We start from the raw sequence: 18413 nt of genomic DNA, 5'->3' as shown, positions 1-18413 counted from the left end.
TTTTATTTTATATGCGAATGCTTAGGCGCTTAATTCTTCATAAGCGGCCGTTAACCCGCGCTCAATGCCATCGCCCTGCCATTCGGTTACACCGGGTATGGCTTTGGTTGCCAGGATCTCTTGTTTTGATTTACCGGCTTTGATGCTGCTATCTACATAATTTACCAGGCTTTCCATAAAGTGCTGCATGGCTTTTACATCATCCATATTGCCGGTTACTTTTTGCGGATCGAAGGCATGGCCAAATACAAACAGCGTATCCTTGTCAAATTGTTTCTGCGCCTTTTCGAGCACGGTGATCCAGCTTTTGCATGATGCGCCGGCGCTACGATCAACAAAAGGGTAGCGGCGGTTAAACACCAGGTCGCCGGTGTGTACCACATTGGCGTGTTCAAAGTGTATAAAACTGTCGCCGTTGGTATGGCCTGCGCCAAAATAATGGGCGGTGATACGCTCGTCGCCTACTTTAACCTTCCATTTATCGGTGTATGTGGTATCCGGATATAATTGTTTATCCTCGGTTTTTTGTTTGACTGCCGATGCCTTTTGATTGGTAAGCGAATTGGCGTGTGCTGCAACATGCTGCGCTATACCTTTAAAGGAGATATTGCCGCCGGTATGATCGCCGTGGTGATGGGTATTAATGAGCCACTCGAAAGGCTTGTCTGATTGTTTTTTTAATTCGGCAATGAGATGTGTAGCCGGATCAGGAAATTCGGCATCTACCACAACAATACCATCTTTATTTACCAGCCAGGCTATGGTGCCACCCTGCTCGGCAAACATACCTACGTTGCCGCGCAAAGGTTTAAACTGATAAGCCGGATCGGCCAGCAGTGATGCAAAACTCTTTTTACCTAAAAGTGCCACCGAGCCGGCAGTAAGCACTGTACTCATCAAAAATTTACGACGGTCCATTGGTTTATCAGCCTTAAGTTTTGAATAAAAGGCTTAAGGCCATCGTAAATTTAAGCGTTTTGCAAGCTAACAGGCAATTTATATTCTGTGAAAACTTTGTGACATATCGGGTATTACCTGCTATTCGCTTAAGGTAGGATTGTTCACTATCCCCACAAATAATATCAACCCGGTTTTCATCTCCCTGATGGCAAAAATAAAAGGCTTGTTAAAAAAGTTTGTCGGCCCTGCCGATGTTACCCCTACACCAACGGATGTTACTGCCGCCGCTTCGGTACCCTCTTCATTTACATCTATGTAAGTCTTATGTTTTACCTCGGTAATGCTCAGGCCACCTGCAGCGTTTATGCGCGTAAAATCGGCCAGGTCGCTGAACGCTATGCCCATGCCCATTGATTTTAAAATATCGTTCAGCGTAATTTCATAGCTGAATTTGAATTTAGGGATGGTTACATCCGCTTTATTAGCAGCAAGCTTACCCATCAGCAAATCCCATTTGGTTTGATTGAGCGTGGCGGCATAGCTTTTTACATCTTCGTCGGGCATAATGAGTACCATGCTGTATTTGCTGTTGCTGTAGGGCAACTCCATTACATTGGTGCCATTGTCATAAGCGTTATTGAAATCCAGCTTAGTGGTCATGAAATCGGCCTGTACGGTGCTGTTATCGGCCAGTTTAAAAGGTGCTTTGTACGTTTTGGCGGCATCAAAGCGTGTTTTCCAGGCACTTTTAAAATAAATGGCGTTAATGAGGTACATCTTCACGTTATCCGGGATTTCATTAATGATCTTCGGAATTTTATTATTGGTTTGCTGGCTTACCCACTTGTTGATGGTATTTGCAGATGCGGTTTTATTTTTAAAATCGAGGGCTTTTACCTCGGCATTATAAAAATCGGTATTGGTTTTCAGGAATGCCGGCAGCGGCGTAAAATCATTGGCATACCATATAGAGTTGGCAATTTTAAGTGAGGTATTGGGATCAAGCTGCGGCAGGTTGGTAATGAGGTTATGGTGATAACTGTTTACCTCATCCTGGGTAAAACCATCAAACCCAAGGGTACTATTGATATCGGTAAGCGTTTGGCCGGCTGCGCCATTGCTGGTCATGCCCAGGGCAAAACTTACACTTAAAGGCGAAAGCATCAGGTTTTTATCGTTGTCCGTTTCACTTGCATTAGCCTTAAACAACTTTAGGGTAAAAGCATTACCCGGCCCAACCTGCTGCTGCTCGGTTGCCGAAAGCACGAGGTCTTTCCCCTTGCCTTTGTTTATTGGTTCGTTGCCTTTTTTACAGGCTGATATGGCTAAAATACAAAGGCTTAATAAAGTAAGTTTGCGCATCATGATTGATAGGTTTATAATTAACATTACGTTTGTTAAACAGGCTACGCTACAGTAACTTAAAAAAAATAATAACAATTTATTAACGCCTGCTCTTTTTTAAGCGTGTAGTTTAGCAGGCTGAACATCCTATTTTTATATCGATGCAAAAACTATTTAAAACTGCAGCTTTTTCGCTGCTGATACTGGCAGGTTTAGGTGCGAAAGCCCAAACCCGCAAAGCCGTTTTCATTATTGCCGATGGCATCCCCGCCGATGTGATTGAAAAGCTGAATACGCCTAATTTGAAAGCGATAGCCAAACAAGGCACCTATTTACGCGCCAATGTAGGCGGCGAAAAGGGCGGCTATTCGCAAACGCCAACCATATCGGCCAATGGCTACAACAGCCTGCTTACCGCTACCTGGGTTAATAAGCACAATGTATGGGGTAATGATATTAAAGCGCCTGATTATAACTACTGGAATGTATTCAGGATGTTTAAAAATGCCTATCCTAATAAAAAGACCGCTGTATTCAGCAGCTGGACGGACAACCGTACCAAGTTGATAGGCGATAAACTCCCTGAGGCTGGAAACATCCATCCCGATTATGCTTATGATGGTTACGAACTGGATACCGTAAAATTTCCGCATGATAAAGCCGGTAACTATATGCAACTGATTGATGAGCAGGTTGCCAATTCGGCGGCCGAATGTATTCAGACCAAAGCGCCCGACCTGTCATGGGTGTACCTGGAATATACCGACGATATGGGCCACAAATATGGCGATAGTCCGCAATATTATGATGCCATCGAAAAAATGGATGCACAGGTTGGCCGCATTTGGGCCGCAATGCAATACCGCAAAGAGCATTTTAAAGAAGACTGGCTGATTTTTATCACCACAGATCATGGCCGCAGCGAAGCAAACGGTAAAGATCACGGAGGCCAAAGCACCCGCCAGCGCTCAACCTGGATGGTAACCAGCTACCGCCCGCTTAATAATTACGCCAAATACTATACCCCGGGCATTGTGGATATCACCCCGTCAATCAATAGCTTTTTAAATGTAAAAGTACCCGAAGCACAGCAACGCGAAATGGATGGAATTTCATTAATCGGCCAGCTATCAGTTGCAGAGCCCGCTGCAAACTATGTGCAGGGTTCATTAGATATTAGCTGGAAAGCTATGGATGATAAAGGCAATGTTAAGATTTGGGTTGCCGCGGATAATACTTATAAAGAAGGCAAACCGGATGACTATAAATTACTGGCCACTGTGCCTGTAACTAACGGGCACGCGTTGGTTGATGTAAAAAACATGCCATCAAAGTTTTATAAGGTGGTTATTGAAGGTGCCAATAATTCGGTAAACAGGTGGATTGTGCTGGAAAAATAGTCTGAATTTACAGAATTAGCAGAATAATTGTCTGAACCGGAATTTGGGGGAATTATTAGAATTTATAGAATTTGCTTTTCATTCTGTTAATTCCTTAATTCTAAAAATTCGGGTTCAGATAAATAAATAAGCGAAATCAACACAATCAAAACCATCAACAGTCAGGATCGGTGTAATCAAAAATCAATCGGTGTAATCCCAATAAAAAAAATCCGAAATCGAACGTCCGAATTCCCAAATCAAACACTACTTCACCACAATAAACTTGCGGCCGTAAACCTTTTTGCCTAAAAGCACTTTCATTATATACACGCCCGGCATATACTTTGATACGTTTACCTGGGTGCTGTATTTGCCTTTTGCAACATTATCGTTGTTTTGATATAAGGCCTGGCCCGATTGATCGATTATTGATAAACTCAATGCACCTGCCTCGGGCGCTGTAAAGGTTACATTCAGTATATCTTTAGCAGGCACGGGGAAAGTGTTCAGTTCAATTTCGCTGTTATCACCGGCACCACCATCGCGGGCATAAAAAATCTTGTCCGATTCGGCCGTGCAGCCGTTGGCCAGCGTTACCTGCACCGAGTAATTACCGCTTTGTACGGGTTGGTAAGTGGCTTTGGTAGCGCCCTCTATAGCTACACCGTTCAGCAGCCATTGGTTACCATCGGCAAAGCTTGATGTTAAGGTGTTGCCGTTTTGCGTTATTGTTGGCTTGCTTAGCGTTACGGCTTTACGGGTAACCGAAGGGCAACCCAGGCTTTGTACCTTCATATCGTAAAAATAGTAGTAGTAGCCTTTATAAGCAGTGGTATCGCCATTATTGCCGGTAGCCCCATTGCCCGTTATACTGAAGATATTACCTATTTTAAAAGGATAACCGTTTACACCACCATTGTTACGATAAATGGTAGCATTATCAGCAAAATCAACCGAGATCTGGTAATCGCCGGCGGCCGGTAAAGATAGGTTAAGATCATATACCCTGCCCTGATCGTTAGGATCATCAGGCTGTGCGCCGGCCAGTGGCGTGGTACGCGTAGCCACAGCATCAATACTGGCTGAGGATACGATTTGCCCGTTATTGTTAGCCACATTAAAAGTTATCTTACCCGAATTACCGATATATAACCTTGCGCTTTGTATCAGCACCGGCGCTGCGGTATGTACGCTTACATAAGGCGTGAACTGATTATAGCCTCCTGCCGTAAACACGTTTTTTGTAGCCGGGCCGATACTGCCTTTAAAATCGTTTACACCGGCATAAAAAGTATTGTTAACGGGCGCCTGGTTGGTAACAGCCTCCGAACCGGCAGCTATCGGCAGCACATCATTGGCATTTTTATACCAGAAAACAGTGCCATCGCCATTTCCAAATAATTCGTACTGTCCGGCTGTAGAGCAATAGTAAGCGCTCAGATCGCCAATGGTGGCGGGCGGGTTAACAGTGATATTGGCCGTTACCGTGTTATTGCTGATAACGGGGTCGCCGTTAAGTTTGCTGGTGGCGGTAACGGTATACGATGCACCCGCCACAGCATTAAACTGACCGCTTAGCGTAAAATTATCCTCGGCCGATGGCTGAAGGATGCTTTTATAGATATCGTTGTACGTAGTGGTAATATTGTTGGCATCGGTAATGGTTACCGTAACCGGGATATTGCTGATGGCCGCGTTACCAAAATTTTTAAGCCTTACGGTAACAGGAGTGCTTGCCGAGCAGGTACCACCGGCACCCGGACTAACAATGGATATAACCCCGGCATCAATCCCGGTTTGTAAAAACTGTACACGGTAATCCTGGGTTTCGCCTTTGGCATAGCCGCCGCAGGCTTTCACGGTGTTGGCATCATCAGTTTCGGTAAGCACCACGCGCATGAGGCTGTAGGCACCGGCGGTAACTGTGCCAGGCACGGTGATATTGGTATTGTAGGTTCCGGTGGCATTGATAACTCCGGTTGTTGCCACCAGTTCATTATCTTCGAAAGTACCGTTGGCATTCCAGTCGATAAAAACTTTGGCTGCTTTATTAAAATTATTACCGCAGGTACCTAAGGTAATACTGAGCGGGTAGGTTTTGGCCTGCTCAAGCTGGGCGGTTAAACTGGTATAATCCGAATAACTTTTGCAGCCGGCAGCGGGCGTATTATCAATATTGGCCAATTTAAAATTGTTCACCCGCGAATCGGCATTGGAAAGCGGAGCCGATGCACAGTAAGCTGCGCCACCTACGCCTGTAACAATAAGCGAATAAGCCTGCGAGCCGGATTTTAAAGTACTCTTATGAGTTACCGTAATGGTATATGCCCTGCCTGGCACGGAATTGGGGATATAAACCTGCTCAATATTATCGCGGATATTATCACCTTTAGTAGCGGCGAATCCCGGCTTTTCAGGATCAAGCACCCAGGGACTGAAAGTTGTGGTTCCGTCGCTTACCCGGATGTCGAGGTCGTTTACAAGTTTGGGTGTGCGGCTGTTAATTACCCCTTCGGCTGTGGCTGTGCCTTCAGGGTCTGTCCATGATATGGTGGCTGCAAGCAGGGTACTGCCTGATGCTATTACGTTATAGGTTTGCGTTTGGCCCTGCGCAAGCGTTTTCTCGCTCACCGTACTTTTACCACCATTATCAGTTATGGCCTGTGCGGCGGCCGTCATGTTAAGCAATCCCCAGCCGTAAATATAATCCGGACCAACATTGCCTGCATCAAAAGCGGTATGGCAAACAAGTCCTTTTAAAGTAGCCGAGCGCATAAAGGCGCCATTATTTTTTTTAGCATAATACTCCTGCAGCAAATACAATGATCCGGTAACGTTGGGCGATGCCATCGATGTGCCGGATAAAGTAAGATATGATGTGGTGTTATCGATGCCTACCGAAAGTACGTTAACACCATCGGCAACCAAATCGGGTTTAATACGGCCATCATCTGTAGGGCCCCAACTGCTAAAGGGCGCAATTGTTACATCAGTACGGTTTTTGGGGCCATATAATAGCGGGTAAACCGCCCCTACGGTAATGCCGTTTTTTGAGTTACCGGTTGTGCTGATAATATCGTAACCATCATTATTGCTGATGCCTGCCGGGCGGGCACCCTTGCTAACCATAGTTTGGTCGGTTCGGCTTTTATAACCGTAATAGGTTTGCCCTACAGGGGGGCCGTTTTCCTCGCGCGAATTACCGGCCGAAGCCACAATGAGGTAATACGGCGCATTGTACGCTATTTTATCCCAGTTGGCAGTTTTGGCATCATAAAAACCAAAGTTATAATCAACCGAATCGCCGGGTAAGCCGTTCCATTCCCAGCGGCCGTCGGTATCATTATAATCCCATCCGGCAACAATACCATAAGAATGGTTGGAAAGCAGCAGATTGGCGGCTGCAGCACTCATTTCGGTTTCATCGTCATTAAAATCGTACGATTGCAGTGTTGCCGCCCCGAACGACATGCCTTTGGCCGGCGCATACACGCCCCTGGCTATCATGGTACCGGCCACATGCGAGGAGTGATCGCTAATAGCGGCGTTATTTTTTAGGGTGATAGTTTTACCGGCAAATTCCTGGTGAGCCCTGTATACCGAACCGCCATCCCAGATAGCCAGCTTCCCGGCCAAAAAATCCGACGAGCCTGATAAATTTAAACCCAGCGAACCTCCCGGCTGTAAGTTGTTTGTACCCACGGTGGCCGCGGCCGTAGTATTGTTATGCGTAGTTAAATACACCGGGAAGCCCAGTTTATTAACACCCTGCAGGATAATCAGGTTACCCTTACGGTTATGGCGCACTAATGTCCAGCCGTGCGTTTGCGCAAGTGATACAGCTTTATTATATGATGCTTTATAAGCTGTGCTTGTTTGGCTTGATAGTTTATTGAGTTCGGCCTCGCCCGTGGCGCTAACTAAAGGTTGCTGTGCAAAGATGCCGCCTGTAAAGCCTAACATTAAAAAGCAAAGGGAAACAGCTGTGTAAAGTTTATTCATTGGTTTGAAAGATAGGCAATTTTAAGAAAAATAACCTATAGTTCATGTTGTTGCTTTTAGCTATTTATAAACGCCGTACCAGGCTAAAATTGAGCAAGGTATTACTTAACAACACTAATTTATTATCGTTTTTTTAGCAGATCAAGATTTCCTTCTTCGGTAACAACGTATTCTGAATATTCTTTCAAGGGCATTTTCATATCACTTTGCTGCCTTTTTTTGCGCGGCCCACGCAAAGGCAATATAATCACACATAAAAACAGCAATATTTTTAACGCCACAAGCATATCATTTGTTTTTTCTATATAAATCCGCTTTAATTTTTACACCAGAGAAAAAAAATCAATATAAAAAAGCCAAACAATAAATTATTTTGAATAAAAATTTAAAATCAGCTAATTTTCTTTGATAAAATTACACTTACAAGCCATTAAGTTTAGCTATTTAATAAATTCTAAGGTTTTTTTAAGGTTTTAGACGATCATAAACGCGTATTTTTAAAAAAAAACAACAAACAAGATTAAAAAATAGGGATTTTGAGCGATTTTTTTTAATTGAAAAACAAGAAAACCTTAATAATATATTAAAAACTAAAACCCTTTTACAATGAAGATTAAAATTCTACACAAAAAAATCCCTGCTTACCTGCTGCTTAGTATGATACTGATGCTCGCTTTCGTATTGATTGAGCCGTTACGCACTTTTGCGCAGGACGCCACCGGAGCCAAAACAGGTACAATTAATGATGTTACGGCTGCAAAAGCCGGCGCACCTACAGCCGCCGAAGTAGGTGATGCCGTGGGCCACAACAAAATTGCCATTAACATGATGTGGACGCTGATCTGCGGCTTCCTGGTAATGTTTATGCAGGCCGGTTTTGCCATGGTTGAAACAGGCTTTACCCAAAAGAAAAACGTTGCCCATACTATGGGTATGAACTTTTTGGTTTATGCAATAGGCATGTTTGGTTTTTGGGTGTGCGGATTTGCCTTCATGTTTGGCGGTGCATTAAACGCTGCTACCCTGGGCGGTGCGCCGGGCGTTATTCCTCACGAATATACGGTAACCTTATTTGGTCATAGCTTTGGCGTTATAGGCTCGGTAGGCTTTTTCCTCAATAGTAAGGTTTATGATGTGGGCGTATTTACGCTATTCCTGTTCCAGATGGTGTTTATGGATACTACCGCCACCATCCCGACAGGCTCAATGGCCGAGCGCTGGTCATTTAAATCGTTCCTTATTTTTGGCTTGTTCATCTCTATGTTTGTATACCCAATTTATGGCAACTGGGTTTGGGGTGGCGGCTGGTTATCGCAACTGGGCGTAAACTTTGGCCTTGGCCATGGCATGGTTGATTTTGCAGGCTCATCTGTTGTACACCTTGTTGGTGGCGTAGCAGCGCTTGCCGGCGCAATTATTATCGGCCCTCGTATCGGCAAATTCAATGCCGATGGCACGGCTAATACTATACCGGGGCATAATATTCCGATGGCGCTGGCTGGTACATTTATTCTTGCCTTAGGCTGGTTTGGCTTCAACCCGGGTTCAACTTTGGCCGGTGGCGATTTCAGGATCAGCATTGTAGCTGTAAACACGATGATGGCCGGTACCGCCGGTACGCTTGCCGCCTTAGCTGTGCTTTATATCCAGAAAAAGAAACCCGATCCGGGCATGCTGGCCAATGGTATGCTGGCCGGTTTAGTAGCCATTACCGCTCCCTGCGCATTTGTAAATTCAATATCATCGGTAATTATCGGCGCTATTGCTGGCTGTTTGGTGGTTTTAACTATCCACCTGATGGACAATGTATTTAAAATTGACGACCCGGTTGGTGCATTTGCGGTACACGGTGCTAATGGGGCATGGGGCGTTTTATCATTAGGCTTATTTGCCGACGGCTCATACGGTGATGGCTGGAATGGTGTGGCCGGCCCGGTTAAAGGCTTGTTTTATGGCGATGCCAGCCAATTTGGCGCTCAGTGTATAGGTACACTTACCTGTATGGTTTACACATTTGTTGTGATGTACATCTTCTTTAAGATATCAAATAAAATAACCCCGATAAGGGTTAAAGCGGACGACGAAGTTGCCGGATTGGACGTGCCAGAAATGGGCGTTTTGGGCTACGTCGATTAATTAGTTTGAAAGTTGAATTACCTGCCCGCGACGGGCAGGTAATTTTTGTTAAAAAAAAGAGAAAGGGAAAGGATATGAAAAGGATAATATCAAAAGCGATTAACCCGCTTAGGATGCTGATAAACGACAGCCGTTTTACCGGCATCATGTTAATTGCCTGCACGCTGCTATCAATGTGCCTGGCAAATTCATCATTTGGTACCGGCTATAAACAGTTCTGGAACGGCGAATTTACATCGCATATTGCTATACCTCTACCCGAAAACTTTTTAAGCTGGATCAATAATTTCCTGATGGCATTTTTCTTTTTAATGGCAGGCATGGAAATTAAGCGTGAACTTATCAGCGGCGAGCTATCGTCATTTAAAAAAGCCGTGCTGCCATTTGGCGCGGCGCTTGGTGGTATGATAGTTCCGGCATTAATATTTGTTGCTTTTAACCTGCATACCAGCTACCTGCATGGCTGGGGCATACCAACCGCTACGGATATTGCTTTTTCGGTTGGTATTGCTTCCCTGTTGGGCAAACGGATCCCGGTAGGTTTAAAAATATTACTGATGGCACTGGCCATTATTGACGATCTGGGTGCCATTGTAGTTATTGCCCTGTTTTACGGCGGGCATCTCAACTGGATATTCCTTGGCATAGGGATTTTGCTTTATGCCTCGCTGTTTGCCTGCAATTACTTTAAAATAAAATTTGGCCCGGTGCAAATCCTCCTCTCGGCAGGTTTATGGTATGCGTTTTTTAACTCCGGCATCGAATCAAGTATCGTAGGTGTATTAATCGCCTTCGCAACGCCTGTTCATGAACTCCCCAAAATCGAAAAATATATACACCGTTGGGTTAACTTCCTTATCATACCGCTATTTGCATTAGCCAATACAGCTATTATATTACCCGGCAACATTATTGGCGCTTTGGGCACCAGCGTTGGGCTGGGCATTATATTTGGTTTAGTTTTAGGCAAGCCTATAGGCATCTTCGTTTTCAGCAGGGTACTGGTAGCCCTTAAAGTAGCCAGTTTACCGCGAAACGTGCAATGGAAGCAGGTATTTGGCATGGGTACCCTGGCAGGCATTGGCTTTACCATGTCAATATTCACCACTATGCTGGCATTTAAAGTTGAGGCTTTTCAGGATATAGCCAAGGTAGCCATTTTGGTAAGTGTACTGTTATCGTTGGTGTTAAGCATGGCTTATTTCCTGATTATTAGCGTAAACATGACGTTTGAACATACTGAAGATACAGAAACCCTGTCGCCGGCGGCAGCAGGCCAGATGGAACTGGAATTAGGATAAGTTATATTTTGATATATCTTGTTTTGGGTCTGTTATTTCTAAGGGAGAAATAAAAGCAACTCATAAAGCTCCGGCCTAATCAACCGGGGCTTTGTCTGTATAAAGTGTTTACCTTTTTTATTAACTTATTGGCATAAACACGACTATTATATCATGTATAAAATTCTATTACTGGAAGACGATTTTAAAATGGCTAACGAAATCAAAATCTTCCTGGGTAATAAAGCCCTGCATTGCGATATAGTGTACGATGGAGCTTTGTTTTTTAAAAACCTGCAGATAGAAACCTATGATCTTTACATACTCGATGTAAACGTACCTACCCTGAATGGCATAGAAGTTTGCAAGAGGATCAGGAAAACTGATAAAACCAAACCTATATTAATGCTCACCGCTTATAGCGATGTAGAAAATAAAATAGTTGCATTTGATTCGGGCGCTGATGACTATCTTGTAAAACCGTTTCACCTGCAGGAACTATCGGCCAGGGTAAATGCCTTGTTAAGACGCAGCTATGGTGCTATTGAAGACAGTAAGCCTGTTTTCACCATTGACGACCTGATTATCGACGCAGTTGAAAAAAAAGTAAGCCGGGCGGGCAGAGAAATACCATTATCGCCCAAAGAATATAAATTAATTGAGTTACTGGCCGCAGAAGATGGTAAGCCGGTATCCAAACAAACTATTGCCGCAAAGGTATGGGATATCAATTTTGAAACCGGAACTAATACCATCGAAGTATATATCAACTATTTACGCAACAAAATAGACAAAGGCTTTAACCGACCGCTGCTACATACCCGGCCCGGATTTGGATACTACCTGAAATGAACCTGAAACAACGATTTTCATTTATCTTCAGCTCGCTGTTTTCGGTGTTGCTGGCATCGGTAATGGTTACGGTTTATTTTCTTTTTACACACTTCAGGCAGGATGAGTTTGCCACCCTGCTTACCGAAAAAGCACAAACAACAGCCAAACTGCTTATTGAGGTTAAAGAAATTGACTACAAAATGCAAAAGCTTATTGACAGCAACAGCGTTAATAAGCTTTATAACGAAAACACACAAATTTATGATTCGTTCAAAAAGCTCATCTACAACAGCAATTCAAAACTAACTATTGATTATACCGACGATGAGTTGGACCAGATTAAGGAGAAAGGGAGATTTTTAGCCGCATCAGAAAATACGACGTACTGGGCCTGTATTATATTTTTGATAATAAAGGCTATTATGTGCTGGTATCGGCCGAAGACACCTATAATAACAGTAAGCTTAACTATCTCAAATACCTGCTTTTTGGCGCTTTTGTGATAGGTACGCTTGTAGTATGGATCCTATCATTCAGCCTGAGCCGTAGTGCGTTGAAACCCCTGTACAACTTCAGAAAGAAAATCCAGGAAATAACCGACAGCAATTTAAAGATCCGCTTGTCTGGGGAAAAGCGGGAAGATGAGATCAATACCCTCGCCAACTCATTTAACCAGATGATGGACCGTATTGACAATGCTTACGAAAGGCAGAAAGAATTTACGGGCAATGCCTCGCACGAGTTACGCACCCCGATAGCCCGCATTGTAGCCCAACTCGAAAATCAACTTAACCGCGATAGTCTCGACCCCGCTACACGTACCAACCTCGAGAGCATATCTGAAGATACTTTTCAATTATCCGAAATGGTGAGTTCGTTAGTTGCATTGGCAGATATTAACAGCAGAGAAAATTCGCGTTCGCTGATGCGCCTGCGATTGGATGAACTTGTATTTAGTTCGGTGGCCGATCTGTCAAAAACCTGCCCGGATTTTAAATTAAAATTCGAGATAGAGCAGCAACCCGGAAACGAACATGCTCCCGAAATTGCCGGCGATGAAACACTGATGAAGATTGCTTTACGCAACCTAATGAAAAACGCGTACAATTATTCGGATAACCATACGGTAGATTGCCTGATCAGGCGCGAAAACGGGCAACTACAGCTACTAATTTGCAATAAGGGCGAGATACCGGACGTAGAGAACACCACTACCCTATTCACCACCTTTTACCGGGGCAGTAATACAGCCGGGGTTTCGGGAAGCGGTATTGGGTTAAGCATAGTGAAAAGGGTAATGGATTTTCATAATGCAACTGTTTTTTTTAAGGTGATACCGCCCGATACAAACCAAGTGCTGATCGTTTTTGATATCGCCTAAACGCCGCATGCCTTGAACCCCCTCAATCCTGCCAACCGTTAATGAACGCTTGTGGCGCCAACCCGGCAGATACCCCGCTGTGCGGAGCAAACCCGCATTGATCGAATAGTTATGACAGATATTTACCAACTATCGGCATTCTTCTGCCCATTCCAAATGCTTTTGGCGATACCCTTAAAATAGGCGGCGTTTGGTAACGTTTATGCTCGGCTGAGTTGGTTAGTTTAATCACACGTTTCACTGTAGCTTCATCATATCCCATCCTGATAATCTCGGCCGATGAGCAGCGGTTTTCAATGTATTCGGCCAGGATCTTGTCCAGCACATCATACTCGGGCAACGAATCAGTATCTTTTTGATCAGGCCTTAATTCGGCCGATGGCGGTTTGATGATGGAGTTGATGGGGATAATCTCCTTATCGCGATTGATATATCTCGCAAGCTCAAAAACCTGTGTTTTGTAAACATCACCAATAACTGAGATACCACCACACATATCGCCATACAAAGTACCGTAACCTACAGCAGCTTCACTTTTGTTGCTCGTATTTAGTAAGATGTAACCAAACTTATTACACATCGCCATCAGCAACACAGCACGGCTGCGTGATTGGATATTTTCTTCGGCAATATTAAATGGCAAACCGTCAAACTGCGGATGCAGGGCGGTTTCAAATGCTTCGGTTATGCTTTTTATTGCAACTACTTCGTGCTTGCAGCCCAGGTTTTCCACCAGGTCGAGCGCGTCTTTCAGTGAATGATCTGTTGAGAAGCGGGATGGCAGCAATACCGCCATTACATTTTGCGGCCCCAAAGCCTCGGCAGCCAAAGCGCAAACAACGGCCGAATCGATACCGCCCGATAAGCCTAAAATGGCCTGCTTAAAGCCCGATTTATAAAAATAATCACGAATGCCTAACAAAATAGCCTGGTGAATTTGTTCAATATCGCTTGCACGTTCGGCTTTGATAGTTGTTGGATGATCGAAACTTAATGTATTATCGGCATTCAGCGTATAATAGGCCAGCGTTTCTTCAAAATAGGGTAGTTCATCAATTACCTTACCTGCGTTATCAAACACCAGCGATCCGCCGTCGAAGATCAGTTCCGTTTGGGCACCTACATGGTTTACATATAATAATGGCAGTTTATAGCGGCTGGCGTTATCGCTCAATATCTCTATACGCTCCTCATCATGATTATAGGCAAACGGAGAGGCTGCTATGTTAATCATTACATCCGGTTGCTGATGGATCAGCGTATCCATCGGCCGGGTAACGTATAGCGGGTTTTCGATGGTGTTCCAAAGGTCTTCGCAGATGGTTAAGGCAATGCGTTTGCCTTTAAAATCGATGCAGCTAAATTCGGTAGAAGGTTCAAAGTAGCGGTACTCGTCAAATACATCGTAATTTGGTAGCAGGGCCTTGTTCACTACGGCTTTTACTTTGCCGTCCTCAATAAAATAAGCTGAGTTACTCAGATCCTTTCCCTCGGTTTTATGATTAGGTGTTGGCAGGCCTATAATGCAGGCCACATCAACACATACTTCGGCTATTTTTTTGGCTGCTTCATCGCAAAGGCCTATAAACTCGTCAAATTCCAAAAAATCGCGAGATGGATAGCCGCAAACGCATAGCTCGGCAAACACCACGAGGTCGGCCCCCTGGTTTTTTGCCTTGATGATATGATCGATTATTTTTTTGGTGTTCGATTCAAAGTTACCTACGTGATAGTTAAGCTGTGCTAACGCGATTTTCATAAGTATATATTCTTTAAGTATTAGTCTAAAGTTTTTAGTCTGAAGTCGAAAGCAAAACTGAAGACTTGCGACTTAAGACTTAGAACTTTGAACTGTTAACTTAGCAACATTATGTAAATAAAATTACTTTTGCTTCAATAAGGATAAAAATGAGTTCTACCCGGTTTATAGCAAAGCAAATTTACTTAATTTTTTTTATCGGCCTGATATTAAGCAGCTGCCGCGATCACAAAAAAGTTGACCTGAGCAATATTAACGTTGATGTCAAAATAGAACGCTTCGATCATGATTTTGATGCCATGCACAGCAAACCTATGGGCACGCAGGCCGCATACCTGCAAAACAACTATGGCACTTTTTATCCCGATTTTATTCAACGCATTTTACAGGCCGGCAGTACAAAAGATACCGCTTATTTTGAAACGCTAAGGAAAGTGTTTGCAGGCAAGGCTTATATCGACCTGAAACATGATGTTGATGCCGCCTACCCTAACATGGATAAGCCGGAAGCCAGCCTTACCGAAGCTTTTAAATACATCAAATATTATTATCCGCAAAAACGCCTGCCACGTGTTTATGCCTACATTTCGGGCTTTCAGGCTCAAACCAGCATTGGCGATGGTTATTTTGCCATTGGGATCGATTTGTTTTTGGGAGCCGATTCGAGGTTTTACCCCTCGTTAACCGATGCGTATCCGCATTACCTGTCGCGATGGTTTACGCCCGATAATATTACCCCACGGGTTGTTGAAGGTATGGCCAGGGAAGATATGTTTCCCGAAAACGACGCGGATAAATCTTTGCTGAATAAAATGATCTACAACGGCAAGATCATGTATTTTATGGACAGGATTTTGCCCGATGTGGCCGATAGCACCAAGATCCGTTATACCACGCAGCAATTGCAATGGTGCCATGATTTTGAAGGCAAGATCTGGGGATATTTTTTGGAGGAGAATCTGCTTTACGAAACCGATTATCCAAAAATTCAACGGTATTTAACCGAAGCTCCTTTTACTCCCGGCCTGGGCGAAAAAAATGATTCGGCACCTAAGCTGGCTGTATGGACGGGCTGGCAGATAGTGCGCCGGTATATGGAAAAACATCCGGAGGTTACCCTACAGCAGCTAATGGCCGATAAGGATGCCCAGAAGATCCTGAACGAATCGGCCTATCATCCCAAATAAAAAGTATAAAAAAGCGCCTCCGGAAACCGAAGGCGCTTTTTTTATATCTTCTGCCTGTTAATGGCTTTTACTTCATGATTGCGAAAACGCATTTCAAAGCGATCAGGATACCAATGATCAGGATAACGTTTGAAATAGAAGTAAACATAAAGCCTGTGTTGGCATCGCCGGCAAAACGCAAAAACACGCCTACTATACCGATAATGATAGCAACAGTTAATAATTTGTAGTGACCTTCTGCGTTAGCATTTTCCATTGATTCCATGGTACCTATTTTTAATGTTTCCGCAAAAATAGAAATGTTTACCGAAAATGCTACAAAGTTTTTAGGATTTTACACCACTTGCAAACCATACCGGGTGTTTGCGCCTGTAATAGCGATATAAGCCCCACAAACCTATCGCCAAAACAATATTTGCCAGTGCCAGCAGCAATTCGACAAACACAAACCAACCATTGTTTATGGCTATAGCCAAACGCTTAAAAAACGGCAGTTGATAAGCCGAAGGATCATCATTGGCCACCATTTCCTGGTGGATAATATTGCTCTGGTAAAAGCTGAGGCTAACCACACTGTATTTCACCGCGGCATCGGTACGCATGTTGCCAATTTGCTGATCTACCATATCATCTTTTAGCAGCATCACATTCACCGGATCTTTAATTACTACTTTGCCTTTCTTTTGCTGATCTACCAGGTCCTGCCGGTTGCGGAGTTTCAGCTTTTCGGAGAGGTAATCGAGGGTGCGATCTTCAATATCCATTTTGCGGAGGGTAACATACATACCCATGTGGCTAACTTCGGTCATAAAGTTTTCCAGTTTTTCGGAAGGGACTTTCACCGTCATATCGGCATTGGTGCTAAGGGCTGATACACGCTTCACCGAATCGTCGCTTACGCGAATGTCTTCGCTCCGTTCAACATTGGTTTGCATCTGGTGGTGCATTACCATGCCGCCGTCACGAGTGGTAAGTGCCGCGATGGCATCGCCGGTTTGCTGTACGTTTTTTACTTTGAAGCGCATGTCGGCAGTTTTTACCAGTTTGGTTGATACAGTGTCGGCGGCCGTGTTGGTGCTTACGGCAACAGTATCCGCACTGGACGATGAGGCTTTATCATCGCGGATGGCTTCATAGTTTGATCCTTTACAAGCGCCCAGCAGCAATACGCCCGCCAGCAACGCCAGGAATAATTTTGTTTTCATAACTGTTTAATTTTCTTTGGTATACATTGATACCGCAGGATGGCGAAAGGTAACCCTAACCGTTGATTGGGGAGGTGATTGCGTGATTTCGCTGATTGTCTGAACCGGGATTTTTTCTTTGGGGGGGATTGTGGGATAAGCGGGCCTTGGCTTAGTGTATCGTTCTAAAAACGTTTACGCTTTTAATCAATAGTCCCAAAAATGTGTTGCATTTTGGGATTAAAGACAGCCTACTTACTTAGGTAATCGGGAGCTGAAAACTCACACCACTCCCCTTTTATATAGTAATACTTGTAATCGCCTAATTTAACTACAGGAAATACCCCCTTAATATACTGCTTACTTTCGGCATTCGTTTTAGAGTTAAAAACTGCAAAAGTTCGCGATAAACTTTCCCGGTATTTGTAAAAAATGTTTTGTTTCGTATCAAAATGTAAATTGGCTATGCCGTTGCGAACATAATTACCGGCGGATTCTTTTACCGATTTACGTTCGGCGTGTATTTTAGCCTGTAATTTGTAATTGGCGGCACTGCTTCCGTTTAAAGCAAACCTAACTTTATACCGTGTTTTCACGCTAACCTTTGCCGGCGACTTTTTTGTTTCGCTAAAATCAATAAAGTCCTCTTTAAATAAGGATGAAACGTGTAATGATTCACAAAGGCGATTATCCCTGGCACAGATTACTAATGTTTTTTCTAAATGCATCCCTGAACCGGCACGCACGCTGCAGGTAACCATTAAAAAATTCTTATTCAAAAGCCTAACTTTTTCAACGGTGTAAACATCTTGAAGCTTAATGGTATCTTTTGAAGATATAATCAACAATATTCCTTTTCCATCTATCGGGACTACTTTAATAGCCTTCTTCTCTCCGTTGAATGCGTCGACACTAAACGTTTGGGCCTTCGCTAAACTGGCAATACAACCAATTAATAAAAGGGCAATAATCAGACCACGGTTGAATTGATGGTACATAGGATTTAGGTTATTGGGTGACTATA

The 18413-nt window shown here is 43.8% G+C and carries 14 protein-coding genes; 7 read left to right on the top strand and 7 right to left on the bottom strand.

Annotated elements, in window-relative coordinates; all coding sequences use genetic code 11:
- Positions 1 to 21 precede the first annotated feature (21 nt).
- Together HYN43_RS27675 and HYN43_RS27670 are read right to left on the bottom strand one after the other, a co-directional pair.
- On the bottom strand, positions 22 to 918 hold the full coding sequence (locus HYN43_RS27675; protein WP_119407085.1) for an MBL fold metallo-hydrolase: 897 nt from the start codon (positions 916 to 918) through the stop codon (positions 22 to 24).
- Between the two features lie 120 nt (positions 919 to 1038).
- Complete coding sequence (locus HYN43_RS27670; RefSeq protein ID WP_119409158.1) at positions 1039 to 2265, bottom strand: serpin family protein; 1227 nt, start codon at positions 2263 to 2265, stop codon at positions 1039 to 1041.
- Positions 2266 to 2405: 140 nt separating this feature from the next.
- Here HYN43_RS27670 and HYN43_RS27665 point away from each other — a divergent pair, with 140 nt between their 5' ends.
- The gene (locus tag HYN43_RS27665) at positions 2406 to 3644 is read left to right on the top strand and encodes an alkaline phosphatase family protein (RefSeq protein WP_119407084.1); all 1239 of its coding nucleotides are present in this window, start codon (positions 2406 to 2408) and stop codon (positions 3642 to 3644) included.
- A gap of 246 nt (positions 3645 to 3890) precedes the next feature.
- Here the strand turns inward: HYN43_RS27665 and HYN43_RS27660 are convergent, their stop codons facing one another.
- Positions 3891 to 7628: a S8 family serine peptidase gene (locus HYN43_RS27660; RefSeq protein WP_119407083.1), complete on the bottom strand. Its 3738-nt coding sequence runs from the start codon at positions 7626 to 7628 to the stop codon at positions 3891 to 3893.
- Between the two features lie 606 nt (positions 7629 to 8234).
- Between HYN43_RS27660 and HYN43_RS27655 the strand changes: the two genes are divergently transcribed.
- From HYN43_RS27655 to HYN43_RS27635, 5 genes are all read left to right on the top strand, one after another.
- Positions 8235 to 9764, top strand: coding sequence for an ammonium transporter (locus HYN43_RS27655; RefSeq protein ID WP_119407082.1), 1530 nt, complete (start codon positions 8235 to 8237; stop codon positions 9762 to 9764).
- 74 nt (positions 9765 to 9838) lie between these two features.
- Positions 9839 to 11065: a Na+/H+ antiporter NhaA gene (nhaA, locus tag HYN43_RS27650; RefSeq protein ID WP_205589837.1), complete on the top strand. Its 1227-nt coding sequence runs from the start codon at positions 9839 to 9841 to the stop codon at positions 11063 to 11065.
- A 153-nt stretch (positions 11066 to 11218) separates the two neighbouring features.
- Positions 11219 to 11896: a response regulator transcription factor gene (locus tag HYN43_RS27645; protein WP_119407081.1), complete on the top strand. Its 678-nt coding sequence runs from the start codon at positions 11219 to 11221 to the stop codon at positions 11894 to 11896.
- Positions 11893 to 12381 carry a hypothetical protein gene (locus HYN43_RS27640; protein WP_119407080.1) on the top strand — a complete coding sequence of 163 codons (489 nt, stop codon included), beginning with the start codon at positions 11893 to 11895 and terminating at the stop codon, positions 12379 to 12381. The genes HYN43_RS27645 and HYN43_RS27640 overlap by 4 nt, the downstream gene beginning before the upstream one ends.
- On the top strand, positions 12303 to 13259 hold the full coding sequence (locus tag HYN43_RS27635) for a HAMP domain-containing sensor histidine kinase (protein WP_119407079.1): 957 nt from the start codon (positions 12303 to 12305) through the stop codon (positions 13257 to 13259). The genes HYN43_RS27640 and HYN43_RS27635 overlap by 79 nt, the downstream gene beginning before the upstream one ends.
- Positions 13260 to 13368: 109 nt before the next feature.
- Here the strand turns inward: HYN43_RS27635 and HYN43_RS27630 are convergent, their stop codons facing one another.
- Positions 13369 to 15018, bottom strand: coding sequence for an NAD+ synthase (locus HYN43_RS27630; RefSeq protein WP_119407078.1), 1650 nt, complete (start codon positions 15016 to 15018; stop codon positions 13369 to 13371).
- A gap of 149 nt (positions 15019 to 15167) precedes the next feature.
- Here HYN43_RS27630 and gldB point away from each other — a divergent pair, with 149 nt between their 5' ends.
- Positions 15168 to 16205 carry a gliding motility lipoprotein GldB gene (gene gldB, locus HYN43_RS27625; protein WP_119407077.1) on the top strand — a complete coding sequence of 346 codons (1038 nt, stop codon included), beginning with the start codon at positions 15168 to 15170 and terminating at the stop codon, positions 16203 to 16205.
- Between the two features lie 67 nt (positions 16206 to 16272).
- Here the strand turns inward: gldB and HYN43_RS27620 are convergent, their stop codons facing one another.
- The 3 genes from HYN43_RS27620 to HYN43_RS27610 form a co-directional block, all read right to left on the bottom strand.
- Positions 16273 to 16470 carry a hypothetical protein gene (locus tag HYN43_RS27620; RefSeq protein ID WP_119407076.1) on the bottom strand — a complete coding sequence of 66 codons (198 nt, stop codon included), beginning with the start codon at positions 16468 to 16470 and terminating at the stop codon, positions 16273 to 16275.
- A 61-nt stretch (positions 16471 to 16531) separates the two neighbouring features.
- Entirely contained in the window at positions 16532 to 17410 is an 879-nt protein-coding gene (locus HYN43_RS27615; protein WP_119407075.1) for a DUF4349 domain-containing protein, read from the bottom strand.
- A 230-nt stretch (positions 17411 to 17640) separates the two neighbouring features.
- The gene (locus tag HYN43_RS27610) at positions 17641 to 18387 is read right to left on the bottom strand and encodes a hypothetical protein (protein WP_162996657.1); all 747 of its coding nucleotides are present in this window, start codon (positions 18385 to 18387) and stop codon (positions 17641 to 17643) included.
- Positions 18388 to 18413 lie beyond the last annotated feature (26 nt).

Source organism: Mucilaginibacter celer, from assembly GCF_003576455.2.
GTDB classification, from domain to species: domain Bacteria; phylum Bacteroidota; class Bacteroidia; order Sphingobacteriales; family Sphingobacteriaceae; genus Mucilaginibacter; species Mucilaginibacter celer.
This window is presented reverse-complemented; position numbering and strand designations above follow the sequence as displayed.

Excerpts from the sequence above, each read along its gene's own strand:
- HYN43_RS27675 (WP_119407085.1), bottom strand. The coding sequence starts at position 918 with ATGGACCGTCGTAAATTTTTGATGAGTACAGTGCTTACTGCCGGCTCG.
- HYN43_RS27670 (WP_119409158.1), bottom strand. The coding sequence starts at position 2,265 with ATGATGCGCAAACTTACTTTATTAAGCCTTTGTATTTTAGCCATATCA.
- HYN43_RS27665 (WP_119407084.1), top strand. The coding sequence starts at position 2,406 with ATGCAAAAACTATTTAAAACTGCAGCTTTTTCGCTGCTGATACTGGCA.
- HYN43_RS27660 (WP_119407083.1), bottom strand. The coding sequence starts at position 7,628 with ATGAATAAACTTTACACAGCTGTTTCCCTTTGCTTTTTAATGTTAGGC.
- HYN43_RS27655 (WP_119407082.1), top strand. The coding sequence starts at position 8,235 with ATGAAGATTAAAATTCTACACAAAAAAATCCCTGCTTACCTGCTGCTT.
- nhaA (WP_205589837.1), top strand. The coding sequence starts at position 9,839 with ATGAAAAGGATAATATCAAAAGCGATTAACCCGCTTAGGATGCTGATA.
- HYN43_RS27645 (WP_119407081.1), top strand. The coding sequence starts at position 11,219 with ATGTATAAAATTCTATTACTGGAAGACGATTTTAAAATGGCTAACGAA.
- HYN43_RS27640 (WP_119407080.1), top strand. The coding sequence starts at position 11,893 with ATGAACCTGAAACAACGATTTTCATTTATCTTCAGCTCGCTGTTTTCG.
- HYN43_RS27630 (WP_119407078.1), bottom strand. The coding sequence starts at position 15,018 with ATGAAAATCGCGTTAGCACAGCTTAACTATCACGTAGGTAACTTTGAA.
- gldB (WP_119407077.1), top strand. The coding sequence starts at position 15,168 with ATGAGTTCTACCCGGTTTATAGCAAAGCAAATTTACTTAATTTTTTTT.
- HYN43_RS27620 (WP_119407076.1), bottom strand. The coding sequence starts at position 16,470 with ATGGAATCAATGGAAAATGCTAACGCAGAAGGTCACTACAAATTATTA.
- HYN43_RS27615 (WP_119407075.1), bottom strand. The coding sequence starts at position 17,410 with ATGAAAACAAAATTATTCCTGGCGTTGCTGGCGGGCGTATTGCTGCTG.
- HYN43_RS27610 (WP_162996657.1), bottom strand. The coding sequence starts at position 18,387 with ATGTACCATCAATTCAACCGTGGTCTGATTATTGCCCTTTTATTAATT.